At 68.2% G+C, this 15761-nt stretch carries 15 protein-coding genes and 1 pseudogene; 8 read left to right on the top strand and 8 right to left on the bottom strand.

Going from position 1 to position 15761, the window contains the following annotated elements; genetic code table 11:
• Nucleotides 1–57: 57 nt before the first annotated feature.
• Nucleotides 58–285, bottom strand: a complete 228-nt coding sequence (locus tag OG589_RS22660) for a hypothetical protein (protein ID WP_405139225.1) — start codon at nt 283–285, stop codon at nt 58–60.
• 335 nt (nt 286–620) lie between these two features.
• On the opposite strand from OG589_RS22660, the gene OG589_RS22655 reads away from it, so the two are divergent.
• The 4 genes from OG589_RS22655 to OG589_RS22640 all read left to right on the top strand — a co-directional run bounded on the left by OG589_RS22655 (nt 621) and on the right by OG589_RS22640 (nt 6122).
• Nucleotides 621–1694: a helix-turn-helix domain-containing protein gene (locus tag OG589_RS22655; RefSeq protein WP_405139223.1), complete on the top strand. Its 1074-nt coding sequence runs from the start codon at nt 621–623 to the stop codon at nt 1692–1694.
• Entirely contained in the window at nt 1678–1809 is a 132-nt protein-coding gene (locus OG589_RS22650; protein ID WP_364266045.1) for a hypothetical protein, read from the top strand. The genes OG589_RS22655 and OG589_RS22650 overlap by 17 nt, the downstream gene beginning before the upstream one ends.
• A gap of 108 nt (nt 1810–1917) precedes the next feature.
• Nucleotides 1918–3795 carry a hypothetical protein gene (locus tag OG589_RS22645; RefSeq protein ID WP_405139221.1) on the top strand — a complete coding sequence of 626 codons (1878 nt, stop codon included), beginning with the start codon at nt 1918–1920 and terminating at the stop codon, nt 3793–3795.
• A gap of 1337 nt (nt 3796–5132) precedes the next feature.
• The gene (locus OG589_RS22640) at nt 5133–6122 is read left to right on the top strand and encodes a glycoside hydrolase family 18 protein (RefSeq protein WP_405139219.1); all 990 of its coding nucleotides are present in this window, start codon (nt 5133–5135) and stop codon (nt 6120–6122) included.
• Nucleotides 6123–6439: 317 nt separating this feature from the next.
• On the opposite strand, the gene OG589_RS22635 is transcribed toward OG589_RS22640, so the two are convergent.
• The gene (locus tag OG589_RS22635) at nt 6440–6931 is read right to left on the bottom strand and encodes a hypothetical protein (RefSeq protein ID WP_405139217.1); all 492 of its coding nucleotides are present in this window, start codon (nt 6929–6931) and stop codon (nt 6440–6442) included.
• Between the two features lie 323 nt (nt 6932–7254).
• Between OG589_RS22635 and OG589_RS22630 the strand changes: the two genes are divergently transcribed.
• Nucleotides 7255–7482 (top strand): transposase, encoded by a 228-nt coding sequence (locus OG589_RS22630; protein ID WP_405139215.1) that lies wholly within the window; start codon nt 7255–7257, stop codon nt 7480–7482.
• Here OG589_RS22630 and OG589_RS22625 read toward each other — a convergent pair.
• Nucleotides 7466–7639: pseudogene (locus OG589_RS22625) on the bottom strand (IS1380 family transposase); the annotation flags it as partial. The gene OG589_RS22630 and the pseudogene OG589_RS22625 overlap by 17 nt on opposite strands.
• 111 nt (nt 7640–7750) lie before the next feature.
• On the opposite strand from OG589_RS22625, the gene OG589_RS22620 reads away from it, so the two are divergent.
• Complete coding sequence (locus OG589_RS22620) at nt 7751–8497, top strand: phosphotransferase family protein (RefSeq protein ID WP_405139213.1); 747 nt, start codon at nt 7751–7753, stop codon at nt 8495–8497.
• An 81-nt stretch (nt 8498–8578) separates the two neighbouring features.
• On the opposite strand, the gene OG589_RS22615 is transcribed toward OG589_RS22620, so the two are convergent.
• Nucleotides 8579–9361 carry an IS5 family transposase gene (locus OG589_RS22615; protein ID WP_405152099.1) on the bottom strand — a complete coding sequence of 261 codons (783 nt, stop codon included), beginning with the start codon at nt 9359–9361 and terminating at the stop codon, nt 8579–8581.
• Here OG589_RS22615 and OG589_RS22610 point away from each other — a divergent pair.
• A complete protein-coding gene (locus OG589_RS22610) occupies nt 9275–9664 on the top strand; it encodes a tyrosine-type recombinase/integrase (RefSeq protein WP_405152098.1) in 390 nt (129 codons plus the stop codon). The genes OG589_RS22615 and OG589_RS22610 overlap by 87 nt on opposite strands.
• A 61-nt stretch (nt 9665–9725) precedes the next feature.
• Here the strand turns inward: OG589_RS22610 and glnA are convergent, their stop codons facing one another.
• Nucleotides 9726–11150: a type I glutamate--ammonia ligase gene (gene glnA, locus OG589_RS22605; protein WP_405139211.1), complete on the bottom strand. Its 1425-nt coding sequence runs from the start codon at nt 11148–11150 to the stop codon at nt 9726–9728.
• A 143-nt stretch (nt 11151–11293) separates the two neighbouring features.
• Between glnA and OG589_RS22600 the strand changes: the two genes are divergently transcribed.
• Nucleotides 11294–11752: an RDD family protein gene (locus OG589_RS22600; RefSeq protein WP_405139209.1), complete on the top strand. Its 459-nt coding sequence runs from the start codon at nt 11294–11296 to the stop codon at nt 11750–11752.
• A gap of 74 nt (nt 11753–11826) precedes the next feature.
• On the opposite strand, the gene OG589_RS22595 is transcribed toward OG589_RS22600, so the two are convergent.
• Genes OG589_RS22595 through OG589_RS22585 form a run of 3 tightly spaced genes read right to left on the bottom strand, consistent with a single transcriptional unit; the run spans nt 11827 to nt 15759 of the window.
• A complete protein-coding gene (locus OG589_RS22595) occupies nt 11827–12642 on the bottom strand; it encodes a class I SAM-dependent methyltransferase (protein WP_405139207.1) in 816 nt (271 codons plus the stop codon).
• The gene (locus OG589_RS22590; RefSeq protein ID WP_405139206.1) at nt 12642–13319 is read right to left on the bottom strand and encodes a DUF4191 domain-containing protein; all 678 of its coding nucleotides are present in this window, start codon (nt 13317–13319) and stop codon (nt 12642–12644) included. Before OG589_RS22590 ends, OG589_RS22595 begins: the two co-directional genes overlap by 1 nt.
• A gap of 55 nt (nt 13320–13374) precedes the next feature.
• Nucleotides 13375–15759 carry a beta-glucosidase gene (locus OG589_RS22585; RefSeq protein WP_405139204.1) on the bottom strand — a complete coding sequence of 795 codons (2385 nt, stop codon included), beginning with the start codon at nt 15757–15759 and terminating at the stop codon, nt 13375–13377.
• Nucleotides 15760–15761 lie beyond the last annotated feature (2 nt).

The following is a 15761-nucleotide window of genomic DNA, read 5'->3' as shown; positions in this document are numbered from 1 at the left end:
CTTTCGCTTGCTTGATGGACGGGCCCACCCTCTGTGCCAAGATGATCACTGCGTCATTCACTCCGGCGGTTCAGTTGAGGTCGCCTTGCGCCACGTCTCCGCGACCTCCGAAGGGTTCTGCTGATAGAGGTTGCGGAGGAGCATTATTGCCACGCGGACGAGATCGGGGAGATCCCGCTCTACAGCGATCTGGAGGCCTTCCACAATTAATGCAAGGCCCTCCTCAAGTTGTTCTGATTCACTTAGCAACTGGCCATTGACAACGCAGCTGGTGGCCAAGTCCACCGAGTGGACCTCAGGGTTGGCACGAGCAAGCGTGCGCCTGACGTCCTTCGAACGCCGCCTGCCGGTGACCGGGCTCGCGCTCGACGTGCGGCGGGAGTCTGTCTCCCCTTGCGACAAGCGGCGTAACCAGTTGCCGCGGTGCCCATCACCGTGGCCGCGACCGTCGACGGCCCACGCCGGTGTCGAAATGAACCGTCGATTCGACATGCTCGAATGCCCCGTGAGGAATCCGTCGATCAGCCAGGAAAGTCCACGAATCGAAACCCTTGACAAGGGTCTCGCATTTATCAAGGCTGTGATCAGGTACCAAATCGAAGAGGATTCGAGTTATTCGAATGGTGACGACAGGAATGCCGACGACGAGGAAGTCGTCGAGTACGACCAAGGCGTTCGAGCTGCTGGAGACGGTGGCGTCCGCCGGCACAGCGGGTGCGAGCCTGTACGATCTGGCAGCCGCGTCCCATGTCGCGGTCAGCACGGCCCACCGCTACGCCGCATCCCTGCTTGAGCTCGGCGTCCTGGAGAAGGACGGCGGCGGCCGGTACCGGCTCGTCGACATCACGATGACCAAGAAGGACACGATCGACCACCCCGACCGGCCCAGCCGATTCGCGTACGGGGCCACGCAGATCGAAGCCGAGGTCCCTTACACGGTGTTCAAGGACAGCCCGTCTGTGGACATGTCCGTGGCGCTGCACAACCCGACGGACACGGCGAAGAGCTACGAGTACTGGACCTGTACCACGCTTGCACCGGGCGAGGAGTCGACCTGGGGTTCGCCGACGATGGACATCGTCACGAACGTCGACACCATCCGGTACGACTCGGCCTACCGCTGGATGGCCGACGTCGAGCAGCCGGCTCACCCGCAGACGCCGACCGACCGGTATCTCGCGCTCGACAAGATCAAGAAGATGAGCGAGTGGCGTAGCGACGGCATCGCCTACGGTCAGGATCTGGCCACCACCCCGCAGAACAACTTCTGGGGCGTGGTGAACCAGGAGAACCGTGAAGGCGTCGTCCGCGTCGGGGACAACACCATCACGCCCGGCATGAAGTTCTGGGAGTGGGGACAGAACGGCTCCTTCGACACGAACATATTCCGGCGCGGGTCGTCCGAACGGCCATACATCGAGCTCTGGGCGGGTACGTCCGACAGGTTCTTCTCCCCGGCGGTCCTCCAGCCGCACCAGACGGGCTCGTGGACGGAGTCCTTGGCGCCGGCGCTTGGGCTCGCCGACGTCACCAACGCCACCGCCGACGGCGCCGCGCACGTCGGGTTCGCCCACGACGACGAAGGTGTGTCGGTCACGGCCAACGTGTTCACAACCCTCATCGGCCAGGACGTGACGGCCGCCCTGGTCGACGACTCGACCGGAAGCACGCTGACGAGTGCGACTCACGGGTGACGCGTACGTCTCGCACGAACTCTCGGCACCTGTCGAGTCCGGTGCGACCGCGACGCTCGTGCTCACCGATGGTGGCGGGAAGGAGTTACTGCGCGCGAGCGCGACCGACGAGTGAACCGAACCAGCGCACATCGGCACCCGTGACGGGGGCCGCGCCTCACGCGCGGCCCCGAGGCCCGGAGCGGCACGAACGGACGCCTTGCTCAACGGAGAAGGAAGCGCAATGAGAGCAACAACTCGCAATCGCAGACGTCGCTCGGCCGTGGCGGCCCTGAGCGTGGTCACCCTGGGGGCATCTCTGGTCCTCGCCGCGACGTCGGCCGCCGCGGACGGGCCCAGCGCCTCGATCATCTTGGGCGAGGTCAACGAGGAGAACGGTCTCCGCCAGATCGAGCAGGGTGACGGCACGACCGCACCCGTGACGGTTGGCGGGCTGAGCGCACGCGCGACCGTGCAGACCTCGGCACCGGCGGAACACATGTATTTCCAGGTCGACGACGCGATCGCCTTCGATGGCGCGTTCGTCGCGTGCCTGCAGGTCGAGTACTTCGACGAGGGCGGGGCCACATTCCGCGTCCAGTACGACTCGACCAGCAGCGCGTACGGCTCGACGGGTTCGGTGAACCGCACCGGGTCGAACACGTGGAAGACGGCGGGCTTCGAGCTGATGGACGCCCGGTTCGCCAACCGCGAGAACGGCGGCGCCGACTTCCGCGTCGAGGCGGGCACGGCCGGGGTGACCTTGCACAGCGTGAAGTTGACGATCATCCAGAACGACGACGGCGTGACCCCGCCGTGCGCGGCCGCCTCGCCCGAGCCGGAACCCGTCACCCCGGACTGGCAGCTCAAGTATGTCGAGCAGTTCGGGAAGCCGATCGGCACTGAGGCCAGCCCGTGGGTGCTCGACAACTACAGCGAGCCGGTCGACGACTTCAACGACGACAACGGCGACCTCTACCGCCTTCAGCTCGGTCCCAAGTTCGACGCGGCGATGGCGACCATGCGGACCTACCGGCAGGAGACCGAGTTCGGCCGGGACGGCTGGCTCACGGCGTCCCTCTCCGCGCGCGAGAGCGGCGGGCGGGTCGACGACAGCTACACCGACACTGCCAAACGTCCGTCGATCGTGACGGAGTCGCTGAAGAACGCGGGCTCCGTCGCCAAGATCACCGTGCCCAACCACACAGGTGGCGCGATCATCCGCAACACCGAGCCGCTGCCGAAGTACTACCGCATCGAGTACGACCTCAAGACGCTCGACTTCGGCGGCTTGCGTGACGGCTCGCTGTTCTACGACGGCAAGTACAACGGTTACGCCCTCGGGGAGTGCAAGACGTTCTACCCCTGGGTCGGCAACCCGAACGACATCGAACCGGCCGACCCCTGCGCCACACACTCCGTGCGGGAGGACAGCAACGAGGCGTACAACGCGTTCCACTACATGTCGATCCTGGACTTCCCGGCGATGCCCCGGAACCTGGCGATGTACCACTGGCACCGCAAGGTGCTAATGGACCAGTTCAGCCCGGCCCCGTCCCGGAACACGGACGGCTACGACGTCTGCAACTCGCGGACCGGTGAGAAGTACCCCTGGGACGAGAGCAACCGCACCACGGTGAACATGCTCTACTTCACGGGTTCGCTCGGTCAGTCGCAGACGTTCGTGACGAGCTGCGACCGTCGGCCGGTTTCCGGCGTGCAGAAGTCGGCCGTGGAACTGCAGCCCGAGCTGATGCCCAAGGAGGACTACACGTTCGCCATCGAGCGCACCGAGGCGGGTTACACGCTCGAGGTCAGCGGCAACTTCAAGAACGTCGGCAAACAGACCTACCGGTTCACCCGGGGCTTCATCGACGACGACGCCGGCGTGGTCGGGGCGAACGTCCCGATCTTCCACTACAACGTGGACGCCGAGGAGTACGACGGCCAGTTCAACACGTCGCACACCGCGCGGGGCGCATTTGGCTCCAAGACGTGGGACAACCAGTGGCCGGCCGGCTCGGCCTACCCCGACTACTTCGTCATCGGTGAGCCGTACACGAACGTCGGTGAGGGCCAGGCCCGCATCGACAACATCCGGCTGTACGTGCCGAAGAAGTAGGCACGGGAAGGTCGCGGTCGAACTGACGCAGCCGCGCCCCTGGGACCTCAGACTGCACCCAGGGGCGCGGCCTGCGCTCCGAATTCACGCGATCCTTCATTTCGAGTCTTCGATTAGTTCGAATCATCGTCAACCAAAGTTGCGTTGACAGTCTGACCAAAGAGCGGCCCATACGGCGTCACCAACGTGCCCGCCGCCGCCCGGGAGCGACTGTTGGACGCGCTGCGGGCCATGCCCGGAACCGGGACGGGGGCGATCCGTCAAGCGTGGCTTGATATTGGAGGGGTGGCCTTCCGGCCAGGGCATCAACGAGCTTGCCCAGCGCCTTTCGCTTCTCATCTAGGGCGAGGCGGGCGTTGATCGTCATGGTGACCTCGATATCCGACGCCGGTTGCCGCACGGAACCCTAGAGACCGGTCACCACAACCGACCTCGCATGGTTATCCGCCCGGTGGCCTTGGATAACCTCTCGCAGACCATCGCCGCCGTCCATCCTGACCACCGTGAGCGCTACGCGCTCGTGACCTGATGGAACGGGTCTCCGTCCTGGGTGACGACTTCGCGTGACAGAACCCGTAGTAGTCCCACTAATTGACAAGAAGTACCAGCACTTCAGCAAGGGCGGCGGCTGAGACCTGCGCCGATGTCACAGGACTGGTCCTGACCTGGGGTTCGTCCACTCACTACTTCTCGACGTTTCCGGGTATCTCACACCCTCATGTGCTCTCGTTGTGCCCTGCCCGCCCCGCCAAGAGGCCGCAGCCAGACAGGGTGCTCTGGGCCGCAAAAGCGTCACCGGCCCGGTGACATCGACGAACCGCGTGCCGAGTCGCTCGCCAGCCGCGCCGAGAGCCCGCTCAACGGGCCGCGCGTCGAAGCCCTCCGGGTCGACGCCGAACGCCACCAGATTGCCCCGAGCCTCCGCGTTCACATTCCCTCGGTTGAGGATCAGCTCCTCGTCCGCGAAGGACAACACGAGCTGCGCGAGACCGTCCGACACTCACTGTCTCCGCTCACCGACACGTTTTCAGAACGAGAGCGACTATCCCACGGGTCGGACCACCGGAGCCATTCATCAATCGCGCGGCTGGCGTATCCCCTCGCATGGCCCCCCAAAGAGTGCCTGCTTGCAAACGGGAGCCAGTCTCGGGTCGCTCGCCGGAAGATTCTCGGTGGACTGATCAACGAATACTCGCAGGTCGCGTAGCTGAATCCGGTTTTTCGAGCCCACAGCCTCTCCCGGGCCCTTTCCTGACCGTTGCGGCTTACTCGATCAACACTTAATATTTAGGAAGCTTTCTTAAGTATTTGGGGGATGAGTCGCCCGGGAGGCGTCCATGTCTCTGTTCCGCCGACTAGCCACCGCCTGCGTCGTCGCCGCAAGCCTCCTGCCGTCCATCGCCCCCGCGAGCGCGGCTGTCGCCTACGAGCGGGTCGCCTACTTCGCCCAGTGGGGCATCTACCAGCGGAACTTCCTCGTCAAGAACGTCGACACCAGCGGCGCTGCCTCCAAGCTCACCACGATCAACTACGCGTTCGGAAACGTCAGCGAGCAGGGCCTGTGCTTCGAGGCCAACGAGGCCGGAGTGGGCGACGCGTGGGCCGACTACCAGAAACGGTTCAAGGCGGGCGAGTCGGTCGACGGAGTCGGAGACGTCGTCACCCAGCCGCTGGCTGGCAACTTCAACCAGCTCAGAAAGCTCAAGGCCAAGCACCCCGGCCTGAAGGCGCTGATCTCCCTGGGCGGCTGGACCTGGTCGAAGTACTTCTCCAACGCCGCTCTGACCCCCGCCTCCCGCCAGGCGTTCGCCGCGTCCTGCATCGACCTGTACCTCAAGGGCAACCTCCCCAAGATCGGCACCTCCCCGCACGGCGGGCCCGGCTCCGGCGCGGGCGTCTTCGACGGCATCGACATCGACTGGGAATGGCCCGGCTCCGAGGGCAACGTCGGCAACGTCGTCCGCCCCGAGGACAAGCAGAACTTCACCCTGCTGCTGGCCGAGCTCCGCCGCCAGCTCGACGAGTACGGCGCGCAGACCGGCAGGCACTACTACCTGACGGCGTTCCTCCCCGCCGACCCCGCCAAGATCGACGCCGGGGTAGGAGTGCCGGGGGTCTTCTCCTCGCTCGACTTCGCCACCGTGCAGGGTTACGACTTCAACGGGCCGTGGAACAGCAGGACCGGCCACCAGTCCAACCTCTACTCCAACCCGAACGACCCGTCAGCGGAGAAGTTCAGCGTGGACGCCGCCGTCGGCGCCTACCTGTCCCGCGGCGCCCCCGCGGGCAAGATCGTCGTCGGCGTCCCCGCCTACGGCAAGGGCTGAGAGTCCCAGCTCAAGCCGTATGTGATGGGTTTTGAAGCGGTACAGGGTCGTTGTCCCGTTCGGGCGAACTTTGCACTGTCCGGACTCACCTTGCACCTGGTCTTGCGCTGTCCGGACCTACGTTGCGGACGGGCGGCGTGTCTTGCCCGACACGCCGAACTCGGGCAGTTTGGTCGGCCGGACGTCCAGCGAACCTCGAATACGAGCCGTTGGTCAGCGCGTCGGCGGGTGCAAGGTTCAGCCGGCCTGCAGCTGACCGCGACAGATGCCGCCGGGCAGGTGGAGGAGGGCCTGCCCGGCGGCATCGACGAAGTGCGTTATCCCGCGTATGTGACGGTCTTGCCGCAGTAGCTTGGTGGCAGGGTGTGCACCGGATTGCGGCATACCTGGACCGTTAGCCGAGTCAGGGCTGAGGCGGTGCTGTTGCCGCCGAGGGTGAACTGGAATCCCTTGACGCCATTGTCGACCGTCACCGTCTTGTAGCCGACGACGGCGCTGCCGCTGTACGCGGTGAAGATTGCCGTGCTGGAGTAGTCGTCGAGGGCGCAGCCCGGTGTGGTGCCGTCGGGGGTTGGCCGGTCGACGACCTCGCCGCTAACTTCAACCGCGAAGGGCGCGACGGGCCCAGGCGTGGACCAAAGGAGGGTTCCTTTGGTGGTCCCGTGGGGGCAGGTGTCGAGGTAGGGGTTCGTGGAGTCGGCGTAGAAGGGCTGGGGCGGTGCGATATCGGCGTGGGCAGGCGCCGCCCACAGGGTGAGGGCTGCCACCATAGCGGCGGTGGCGGCTAGTGCGCCGCGGATGATGTTCATGTGCCGTCCTTGTCTCGGGGGGTGACCGTGCGGGCACGGTTATAGGAAGCGACGCATGTGAAGCTATCAAATCCGTCGTGGGTCGTGAACGACGATTTGGCGGGGCCTGAACTCATCCGGATGGCCCTACCTTGCACCTGATCTTGCGCTGTCCGGACCTGCGTTGCGGACGGGCGGCGTGTCTTGCCCGACACACTGGACTCGGGCAGTTTGGTCGGCCGGACATCCGTCCAGCGAACCTCGAATACGCAAGGTAGGTCTGGACAACGGGGGCTCCGACCGTACGGACTCACGTTGCGAGCCGCTGATCAGCGTGTCGGCGTGTGCAAGGTTCAGCCGGAACGGACAAGCAGAACGGCACCGACTGGCGCGACAGGTACAAGATCCGGGCGGGGGTCGAGGGCACCGTCGGTCAGACCGTCGCTGCCTGCGGCATCCGCCGGGCCCGCTATCGGGGGATCAAGAAGGTCCACCTCGAACACGTCTTCTCAGCGGTCGCGCTCAACCTGATCCGCCTGGACGCCTGGTGGAGTGCCCGCCCGGGTCGGTGAAGCGCAGCCGTGCACCCGGATGTGGGCGTTCCCTGCGGACGATGACGCGCACCTTGCTGGGCCAGGAGGTGAGGTTCAGCATGGCGGTGATCTCGGCGACCCGGGCGCCTGGCCTTACCTGCCTCTACGCGTCGTAGGCGGGGGTCCATGCGCTGTCAGAGGTCGGTGTCGTGCACGAGGCCGCCGGGTAGCGGGACGCGGTCAGCCGCGTAATCGCACGCGATAAACCTGGCGACGTCGGCGATCATCCCCGGGATACTGGTCGCCCATGGATGAGGTCAAAGTCGTCGTCGCCCATTCCGAGCGCGCGACTCTGCGCGTCGGTGACGTGTTCCTGAAGGTAGACGCCGATCAGGCGCGCATCGACGTCGAGGTCGAGGCGATGTCCCTCGCGCCGGTCCCGACCCCGGAGGTCCTGTGGCGCAAGCCGCCCGTGCTCGCGATCGCCGCACTCCCGGGGACGACGCTTGGGCGCCTCGGCGGGCCGTCGACCGGGTCGCCGGCGGCGTGGGCCGCGGCGGGCGCCGCCATCCGGAAGCTGCACGAAGCGCCCCTGCCGCCCCTGCCGGGCCGGGCCGGCCGGAGCATCGTCGCGCTGGCGGCGGAACTCGACGACGAGTGCGAGTTGCTCGTGACGAACGGCGTCCTGCCCGCCGACCTGGTCACCCGCAACCGCCAGGTCGCCGAGGCCGCGCTCCGGCCGTGGACTCCGGCGTTCACACACGGCGACCTGCAGATCGCGCACGTCTTCGTCGACGGCGACGAGGTCACCGGCATCATCGACTGGTCCGAGGCGGGCCAGGGTGATGCCCTGTACGACCTCGCCACCTTCACGCTCGGACACGAGGAGCACCTCGACGACGTCATCGCCGGCTATGGCACCGACATCGACCTCGACGTGATCCACGCGTGGTGGTCGTTGCGAAGCCTGCTGGCAGTTCGCTGGCTGATCGAGCACGGCTTCGACCCCTTCGCGCCGGGCTGTGAGGTCGACGTGCTGAGATCCCGGATGTGAGGCTGCGCGGGCCCGACTGCTACGTATGCGTTCTGACGCATCGAGCAGGCCATCCCCTGGGGCGATCGCCCGCCCTTACTCTCAACAAAGTGCGGTGCGCAGTCGTCGCCAGCAGATGACGGCGCAGCCAAGGGTGACGAACGCGTGGTGGATGTCGTCGCGGATCTCCCAGCGGATACGCAGGCGGCGGAACCAGTGCAGCAGCGCGATCGCTCCTTCCACGACCCAGCGGTACACGCCCAGGCCGGAGCCGTGCCCGGTGCCGCGCCGGGCGAGGTGCGGGGTGATCTGGAACCGGCGGACCTTGTCCCGGTAGACCTCGTGGTCATAGCCGCGGTCGGCGTACAGGTGCTCGGGGCGGCGCAGTGGCTGGCCGCGCTTACTGCGGATCGGCGGGACGGCCTGGATCAGCGGGATCAGTTGGGTGACGTCGTTGCGGTTGCCGCCGGTGGTGATTGTCGCGAGCGGGATGCCGTGCGCTTCGACGATCAGGTGGTGCTTGCTGCCGGCCTTGCCCCGGTCCACCGGGGACGGACCGCCCTTCATCGCGCGGATGTGGCTGGAGTCGACCGCTGCGCGGGAGAAGTCCAGCAGGTCTGCGGCCCGCAGCTCGGAGAGCAGCGGCTCGTGCAGGTGCTGCCAGACCCCGGCCTCGTTCCAGTCCCGCAGCCGTCGCCAGCAGGTCATCCCCGAGCCGCAGCCCAGCTCCTGGGGCAGAAACTCCCAGCGGATCCCGGTGTACAGCACGAACAGGATCCCGCACAGCACCCTGCGACTATCCAGACGCTTACGACCTGGACGCCGCGGATTACGTGGGACGACCGGCAGCAGCGGCTCGATGCGCGCCCACAACTCGTCGTCGATCTCCCACGGTCTGGCAGCGGTCTTCCTCGTCTCGACTGGCTCGCACCCCCTTCGGCCAGCACGCGTCGAGGGACCGAGAGCAGGGAGGAGGGGTTTCACGCCCTGCGGCACCATTTCGCGAGCGTTCTCCTGGTGGACGGCGTCGATATCCGCAGCCTCGCCGAGTTCCTCGGCCACGAGGACCCCGGGTTCACGCTGCGGACCTACACACACTTCATGCCGTCGGGGGAGGAGCGCATGCGAAAGGCCGTCGAGCGTGCCCTCAATGGCGGGACGGTTGACGGCCTTTCGCGGGAGGCCTGAGTGCCCTGTGTGCCCTGGCGGCTCAACCGCCAGTGTTTACGCAGGTCAGAAGCTCGGGGGCTCAGACGTCGTAGTAGAGCTCGAACTCGTGCGGGTGGGGGCGGAGACGGATCGGGTCGATCTCGTTCTCGCGCTTGTAGGCGATCCAGGTCTCGATCAGGTCGGGCGTGAAGACGCCGCCTTCGAGGAGGAACTCGTGGTCGGCCTCCAGTGCGGCGAGGACCTCGGGCAGCGACCCGGGGACCTGCGGGACCGCGCCGGCCTCCTCGGGAGGAAGCTCGTAGAGGTCCTTGTCGACCGGCTGCGCGGGCTCGATCTTGTTGCGGATGCCGTCGAGGCCCGCCATGAGCTGCGCCGCGAACGCGAAGTACGGGTTGCAGGACGGGTCGGGCACGCGGAACTCGATGCGCTTGGCCTTGGGGTTCGACCCCGTGATCGGGATGCGGATGCAGGCCGACCGGTTGCGCTGGGAGTAGACCAGGTTGACCGGCGCCTCGTACCCCGGCACCAGGCGGTGGTAGGAGTTCACCGTCGGGTTGGTGAAGGCCAGCAGCGCCGGCGCGTGCTTGAGCAGGCCGCCGATGTAGTAGCGGGCCATGTCCGACAGGCCGGCGTAGCCCACCTCGTCGTAGAAGAGCGGCTCGCCGTCCTTCCAGAGCGACTGGTGGCAGTGCATGCCGGAGCCGTTGTCCCCGAAGAGCGGCTTGGGCATGAAGGTGACCGTGTGGCCGTACTCGACCGCGGTGTTCTTGATGATGTACTTGTACAGCATCAGGTTGTCGGCGGTCTTGAGCAGCGTGCCGAACCGGAAGTCGATCTCGGCCTGGCCGGCGGTGCCCACCTCGTGGTGCTGCATCTCGGTCTCGATGCCGGAGTCGATCAGGCGGCGGACCATCTCGGAGCGCAGGTCGGTGAAGTGGTCCATCGGCGGCACCGGGAAGTAGCCGCCCTTGTAGCGCGGCTTGTACCCGAGGTTGCCGCCCTCCTGGGCCTTGCCGGTGTTCCAGGCGCCCTCGATCGAGTCGATGTGGTAGTAGGCCTCGCTGGAGCTGCTGGCGAAGCGCACATCGTCGAAGATGTAGAACTCGGCCTCGGGGCCGAAGAACGCGGTGTCCGCGATGCCGGTGCCCTTGAGGTACTCCTCAGCCTTGCGAGCGACGTTGCGCGGGTCGCGGCTGTAGGCCTCGCCGGTCAGCGGGTCGTGGACGAAGAAGTTCATGATGAGGGTCTTGTGCTGACGGAACGGGTCCAGCACGGCGGTCGACGGGTCGGGCAGCAACAACATGTCCGACTCGTGGATGGCCTGGAACCCGCGGATCGAAGATCCGTCGAACATGAGACCGTCAGTGAAGACGCTGGCGCCAAAGTTTTCCACGGGGAAGGTGAAGTGGTGCGTCGTGCCGGGCAGGTCGGTAAACCTGACGTCGACGAACTGCACCCCTTCGTCCCTTATGAACTTCAGGACGTCGTCGGCGGAGCTGAACATCCAACCTCCCAGGGGCACGGGCTTGCAGACTCGAAGGTAGGCCTGTGCCGTTTCCACCCCATGTCTCGTTTGTTTCACCGATGTTAAGCGGAGGGGGGTGTGCCGCTGGAAGGACCAACGCGGCCACTCGGTATCTTACCTGCATGAACAAGCAACCGAGATGGACGCAGACGTGGATCAGCGGCACCCGCGCCACAGGCGTCGATCTCGGCTATCCGGGCGAGAGACTGGGCCTTCCGAAGGAGGGCGCCGGGTCGGTGTCCGGGTTCGGCAGGCGGCTCGGCGCGATCACCGTCGACTGGCTGATCTGCACCTGGGCGATCACCCGCGGCCTGCTGGGCGCCGACCCCCGCAGCGCCGGCTGGGTCGGCCTCGGGGTCTTCGCCCTGGAGTACATCGTGCTGGTCGGCACCATCGGCTCGACGCTCGGCATGAAGCTGTTCGGCATCAGGGTGGCCGCCCTCGACGGCGGCAGGCCCGCGTTCGGCTCTGTGCTGCTGCGCACGCTGCTGCTCTGCCTCGCCGTGCCCGCCCTGGTCTGGGACCGCGACCAGCGCGGCCTCCACGACAAGGCCGCCGGCACCGTCGTCGTCCGCGGCTAGCCGTACGGGCCGGAGCGGCCGGGGCCGGTCGTGCGGGCGGGAGCGGCCGGTCGTACGGGCCGGAGTGGCCGCGGCTAGGCGGGGCGCGCGCCGCCGTTCACGCAGGAGAAGATCGCCGTGCCGGGGATGTGCCGGCCGCGCAGCGGGCTCCAGCCGCCCCACGTGCGGTCGTGACCGGAGGGCCACTCCGGCTCGGTGAGCGACGTGAGCGTCAGGCCGGACTCCGCGATGAGTCCCACCCAGTCGCCCAGCGTGCGGTGGTGCTCGACGTACGAGGGCTCGCCGTGATCATCGTGCTCGACGTACGGCGAGCGGTCGAAGTACGACCGGTCGGAGGTCAGGCCGCGCGGCCCCGGATCGTCGGGGAACGCCCAGCGGATCGGATGGCTGACGGAGAAGACGAACAGGCCGCCCGGCAGCAGGACCCTGCGGACCTCGGCCAGCACGGCCCCCGCGTCGGCGACGAACGGCAGCGCGCCGAACGCCGAGCAGGCGAGGTCGAAGGACCCGCCGGCGAAGGGGATGCGCCCCGCGTCCGCCTGGACCACGGGCAGCCGCGTGCCGAGCTCCTCGTCGATGCGCCGTGAGTGCTGGAGCTGGCGGCGGGACAGGTCGAACGCGGCCACCTCGGCCCCCTGGCCGGTGAGCCACCGCCCGCACTGCCCGGCCCCGCAGCCGATCTCCAGGACCCGCCGGCCGCGCACGTCGCCCAGCAGGCGCGCGGAGGCCTCGTCGAGCCCCTCGGGGCACCAGACGAAGCCGGCGTCCCGCAGGAACCCGCCGTGCTCGGCCTGGTATTCGTCCGCGGCGGAATCCCACCAGCGGCGGTTGGCGCGTACGGTCGGCTCGTCGCTCACCGCGCGCCGGTCGGCTCCGGAGGTGCCCGGCATCACCGCATCTTGCCGCGGGGCATGCGCGCGCCCTTCGGCATCGGGCCCTTCGGCACGGGAATCGACTGCGGCAGCGCCTTGAGGCGGTAGTTGACCTCGGAGACCGCGGGCTTCTTCAGGTTGCGGGGGAGCTTCATCAGGTGGCGCTGGAGCTTCTTGAGGGGGATCTGACCCTCGCCGTCGCCGCACTGGATGTCGTACACCGGGACGTCGATGGCGACCCGCTGCACGCGCTTCTTCTCGGCCACGAGCATCTTCTGCACCCTGGCGCCGGGGCCCTCGGAGACCAGGACGACGCCGGGGTAGCCCACGGCCCGGTGCACCAGGTCCTGGTCGCGGGTGACCGCGACGGCGGGGGTGACCTGCCAGTTGCCGCGCATGCTCTGCAGGATCGCCGCGGCGGCGCCCGGCTGCCCGCCGAGCATGGAGTACTGCGCTCGCTGGGCGAGCTGCCCGAAGATCACCATGCCGACCGTGATGCCGACCATGACGCCGAGGATGGAAAGTTGCCACACCAGGCCCGTCACGAGCCCGAGGACGACGAAGACGGCCAGCGTGGCGACCGCCGACGCGTAGACGATCGGCATCCCCTTGGGGTTGGCCTTCTTGATGATCTGAGCGATCATCCGGAGTTGCTTGATGCGCCCCGGGCGCTCTGGGTCTGCGGGCTTGGCCATGGTTAAAGGATACAAATGCGGAGCTGAAGAAAGGAAAACGTGACCTGAAGACCGGTCAGACCGTGACCGTAAGGGTCGCCGTCAGTCGCCGATCGGCCACGCTGTGTCCGATCTCGACCGTATAGTCCCCGGGGACGGTGCGCCAGCCCGCTTCCGTCCACTCCTGGAAGGCCCGCTCGGGCAGGGTGACCGTGGTGAGGACGGTCGTGCCGGGCTCCGCCCTGACCACGTCGAAGCCCGCCAGCCACCGCGAAGGGCGATCCGCGGACGAGACGCGGGACAGGTAGACCTGCACCACCTCGCGCCCCGCCCGCTCGCCGGTGTTGGTCACCGCCACCGTCACCGAGGCGCCGCCCGTCACCGGGGTCGCCGCGACGCTGTCGTAGGACCAGGTTGTGTAGCCGAGCCCGTGCCCGAACCAGAAGGCCGGGGCGCGGCCCGTGCGCTCCCACGCCCGGTAGCCGACGAACAGCCCCTCGTCGTAGTGGACCTCGCCGCCGACGGGGGTGACGTCGAGCACGGGGACGTCCTCGGTGCGGGCGGGCCAGGTGGTGGGCAGCCGCCCGCCGGGCTCGGCGTCGCCGAACAGCACGTCGGCCAGGGCGTCCCCGGCCTCCTGACCGGGGAACCAGGTCAGCAGCACGGCGGCGACCTGGTCGAGCCAGGGCATCTCGACCGGCGACCCGGCGTTGACCACCACGATCGTGCGCGGGTTGGCGGCGGCCACCCGGGAGATCAGCTCATCCTGCCTGCCGGGGAGGGCGAGGCTCGTGCGGTCGAAGCCCTCGCTCTCGACCTCGGTGGTCGTGGCCGCCACCACCACCGCCACATCGGCCCCCGCGGCGATGCCGGCGGCCTCGGCGATGAGCGTCTCGTCGTCGGCGCAGGGATCGGCGTGGCCGAGGGCGAAGGCGATGAACCCCATGCCGTTGAGCATGGAGGTCGCGTGGTGCACGGCGAGCTCGACGGGAGCGCCCGCCTCCAGTTCGACGACGATGCGGCGCTCGGGAGGGGCGAGGAAGCCCGACACCGGGTCGCCGTCCGGAGGCAGGATCGTCTCGTCCAGCACGGTGTGGCCGTCCACGGCCAGCGTGAACACGCCCGCGCCCGAGATCGAGAACTGGTGCGGCCCGCACACCTCGGGGGTGAAGGCCGTGCGGAGCTCCACGGCGGCCATGCGGGAGGCGTCGACGCCGGGCGGGAGCTCGCCGATCCAGCGGGCCTCGGCGGTGCGCAGGGGATGCTCGGCCAGCGTCTCGCCATCGGCGGAAAGGAAGAGCGCCCGGGCGGGCGCGGCGAGCGGCGCGAGGCGGACGCGGGGTTCGTTGCCGAGCGCGTGGCGCACGTCGACCCCCTCGCGGCGGCGCAGCCCCCGCAGCGGGGAGACGATCTCGTCGGGGAAGACCTGCGCGCTGCCGCCGCCCATGATGCGGGCCTCGGCCGCGGCCGACCCGATCAGCGCGACGCTGCGGACTCCCCGCAGCGGCAGCAGGCCGCCCTCGTTGCGCAGCAGGGTGAACGAGCGGGCGGCGACCTCGCGGGCGAGGGCCCTGCCGTCGGCCGGGCCGGGCAGAGCGCGCGGCGGGGCGTCGCCGAGTGCGCCGACGCGCTCGGCCAGGCGCAGCACGCGGCGCACCTTGTCGTCCACGACGCTCTCAGGCACCCGCCCCTGCCGGACGGCCTCGACGAGCCGGTCACCCCACGGGCCGTACGGGCCGGGCATCGCGACGTCCAGCCCGCCCAGGGCCGCCGCCTCGGTGGAGCGCGTGGCGGTCCAGTCGGAGACGACGAACCCGTCGAAGCCCCACTCGCCCTTCAGCACGCCCCGCAGGAGCGCGCCGTGCTCGGTCATGGTGGTGCCGTTGGTGGAGTTGTAGGCGGCCATGACGCCCCAGGCGCCGGCCTGGACCACCCGCTCGAACGGCGCCAGATAGATCTCGCGCAGCGCGCGTTCGCCGGCCACGACGTTGACGGTGAACCGCTCGGTCTCGAAGTCGTTGGCGACGAAGTGCTTGGGCGTGGTGGCGACGCCGCCCTCCTGGACGCCCTCGACGTACGCCGCGCCGATCTCGCCGGTGAGCAGGGGGTCCTCGGAGAGGCACTCGAAGTGGCGGCCGGCGAGCGGGCTGCGGTGGATGTTGATCGTCGGGGCGAGCAGGACGTGCACGCCCTTGCGGCGGGCCTCCTGGGCGAGCAGGCGCCCGGCCCGCCGGACCAGCTCGACGTCCCAGGTGGCCGCCAGCGCGGTGGGGCTCGGCAGGGCGATCGACGGGTCGGAGGAGGACCACTGCTCGCCGCGCACCCCGATCGGCCCGTCGCTCATCACCAGGCGGCGAAGGCCGATCTCGGGCATCGCCGGGAGCGACCACATGCCGGCGCCGCTGAGCAGCCGGACCTTGGAGGGCAGGTCGAGCTCGCCGATGAGTTCCTCGATGTCCACGA

The sequence above is a fragment of the Sphaerisporangium sp. NBC_01403 genome, assembly GCF_045040145.1.
Taxonomy (GTDB): Bacteria; Actinomycetota; Actinomycetes; order Streptosporangiales; family Streptosporangiaceae; genus Sphaerisporangium; species Sphaerisporangium viridialbum.
Note: the sequence above shows the minus strand (reverse complement) of the source record. Positions and strands in the feature narration are given on the sequence as shown.

Coding starts and splice junctions, on each gene's coding strand:
- OG589_RS22595 (WP_405139207.1), bottom strand. CDS start 12,642: ATGCCGGGCACCTCCGGAGCCGACCGGCGCGCGGTGAGCGACGAGCCG.
- glnA (WP_405139211.1), bottom strand. CDS start 11,150: ATGTTCAGCTCCGCCGACGACGTCCTGAAGTTCATAAGGGACGAAGGG.
- OG589_RS22655 (WP_405139223.1), top strand. CDS start 621: ATGGTGACGACAGGAATGCCGACGACGAGGAAGTCGTCGAGTACGACC.
- OG589_RS22640 (WP_405139219.1), top strand. CDS start 5,133: ATGTCTCTGTTCCGCCGACTAGCCACCGCCTGCGTCGTCGCCGCAAGC.
- OG589_RS22645 (WP_405139221.1), top strand. CDS start 1,918: ATGAGAGCAACAACTCGCAATCGCAGACGTCGCTCGGCCGTGGCGGCC.
- OG589_RS22620 (WP_405139213.1), top strand. CDS start 7,751: ATGGATGAGGTCAAAGTCGTCGTCGCCCATTCCGAGCGCGCGACTCTG.
- OG589_RS22590 (WP_405139206.1), bottom strand. CDS start 13,319: ATGGCCAAGCCCGCAGACCCAGAGCGCCCGGGGCGCATCAAGCAACTC.
- OG589_RS22600 (WP_405139209.1), top strand. CDS start 11,294: ATGAACAAGCAACCGAGATGGACGCAGACGTGGATCAGCGGCACCCGC.
- OG589_RS22635 (WP_405139217.1), bottom strand. CDS start 6,931: ATGAACATCATCCGCGGCGCACTAGCCGCCACCGCCGCTATGGTGGCA.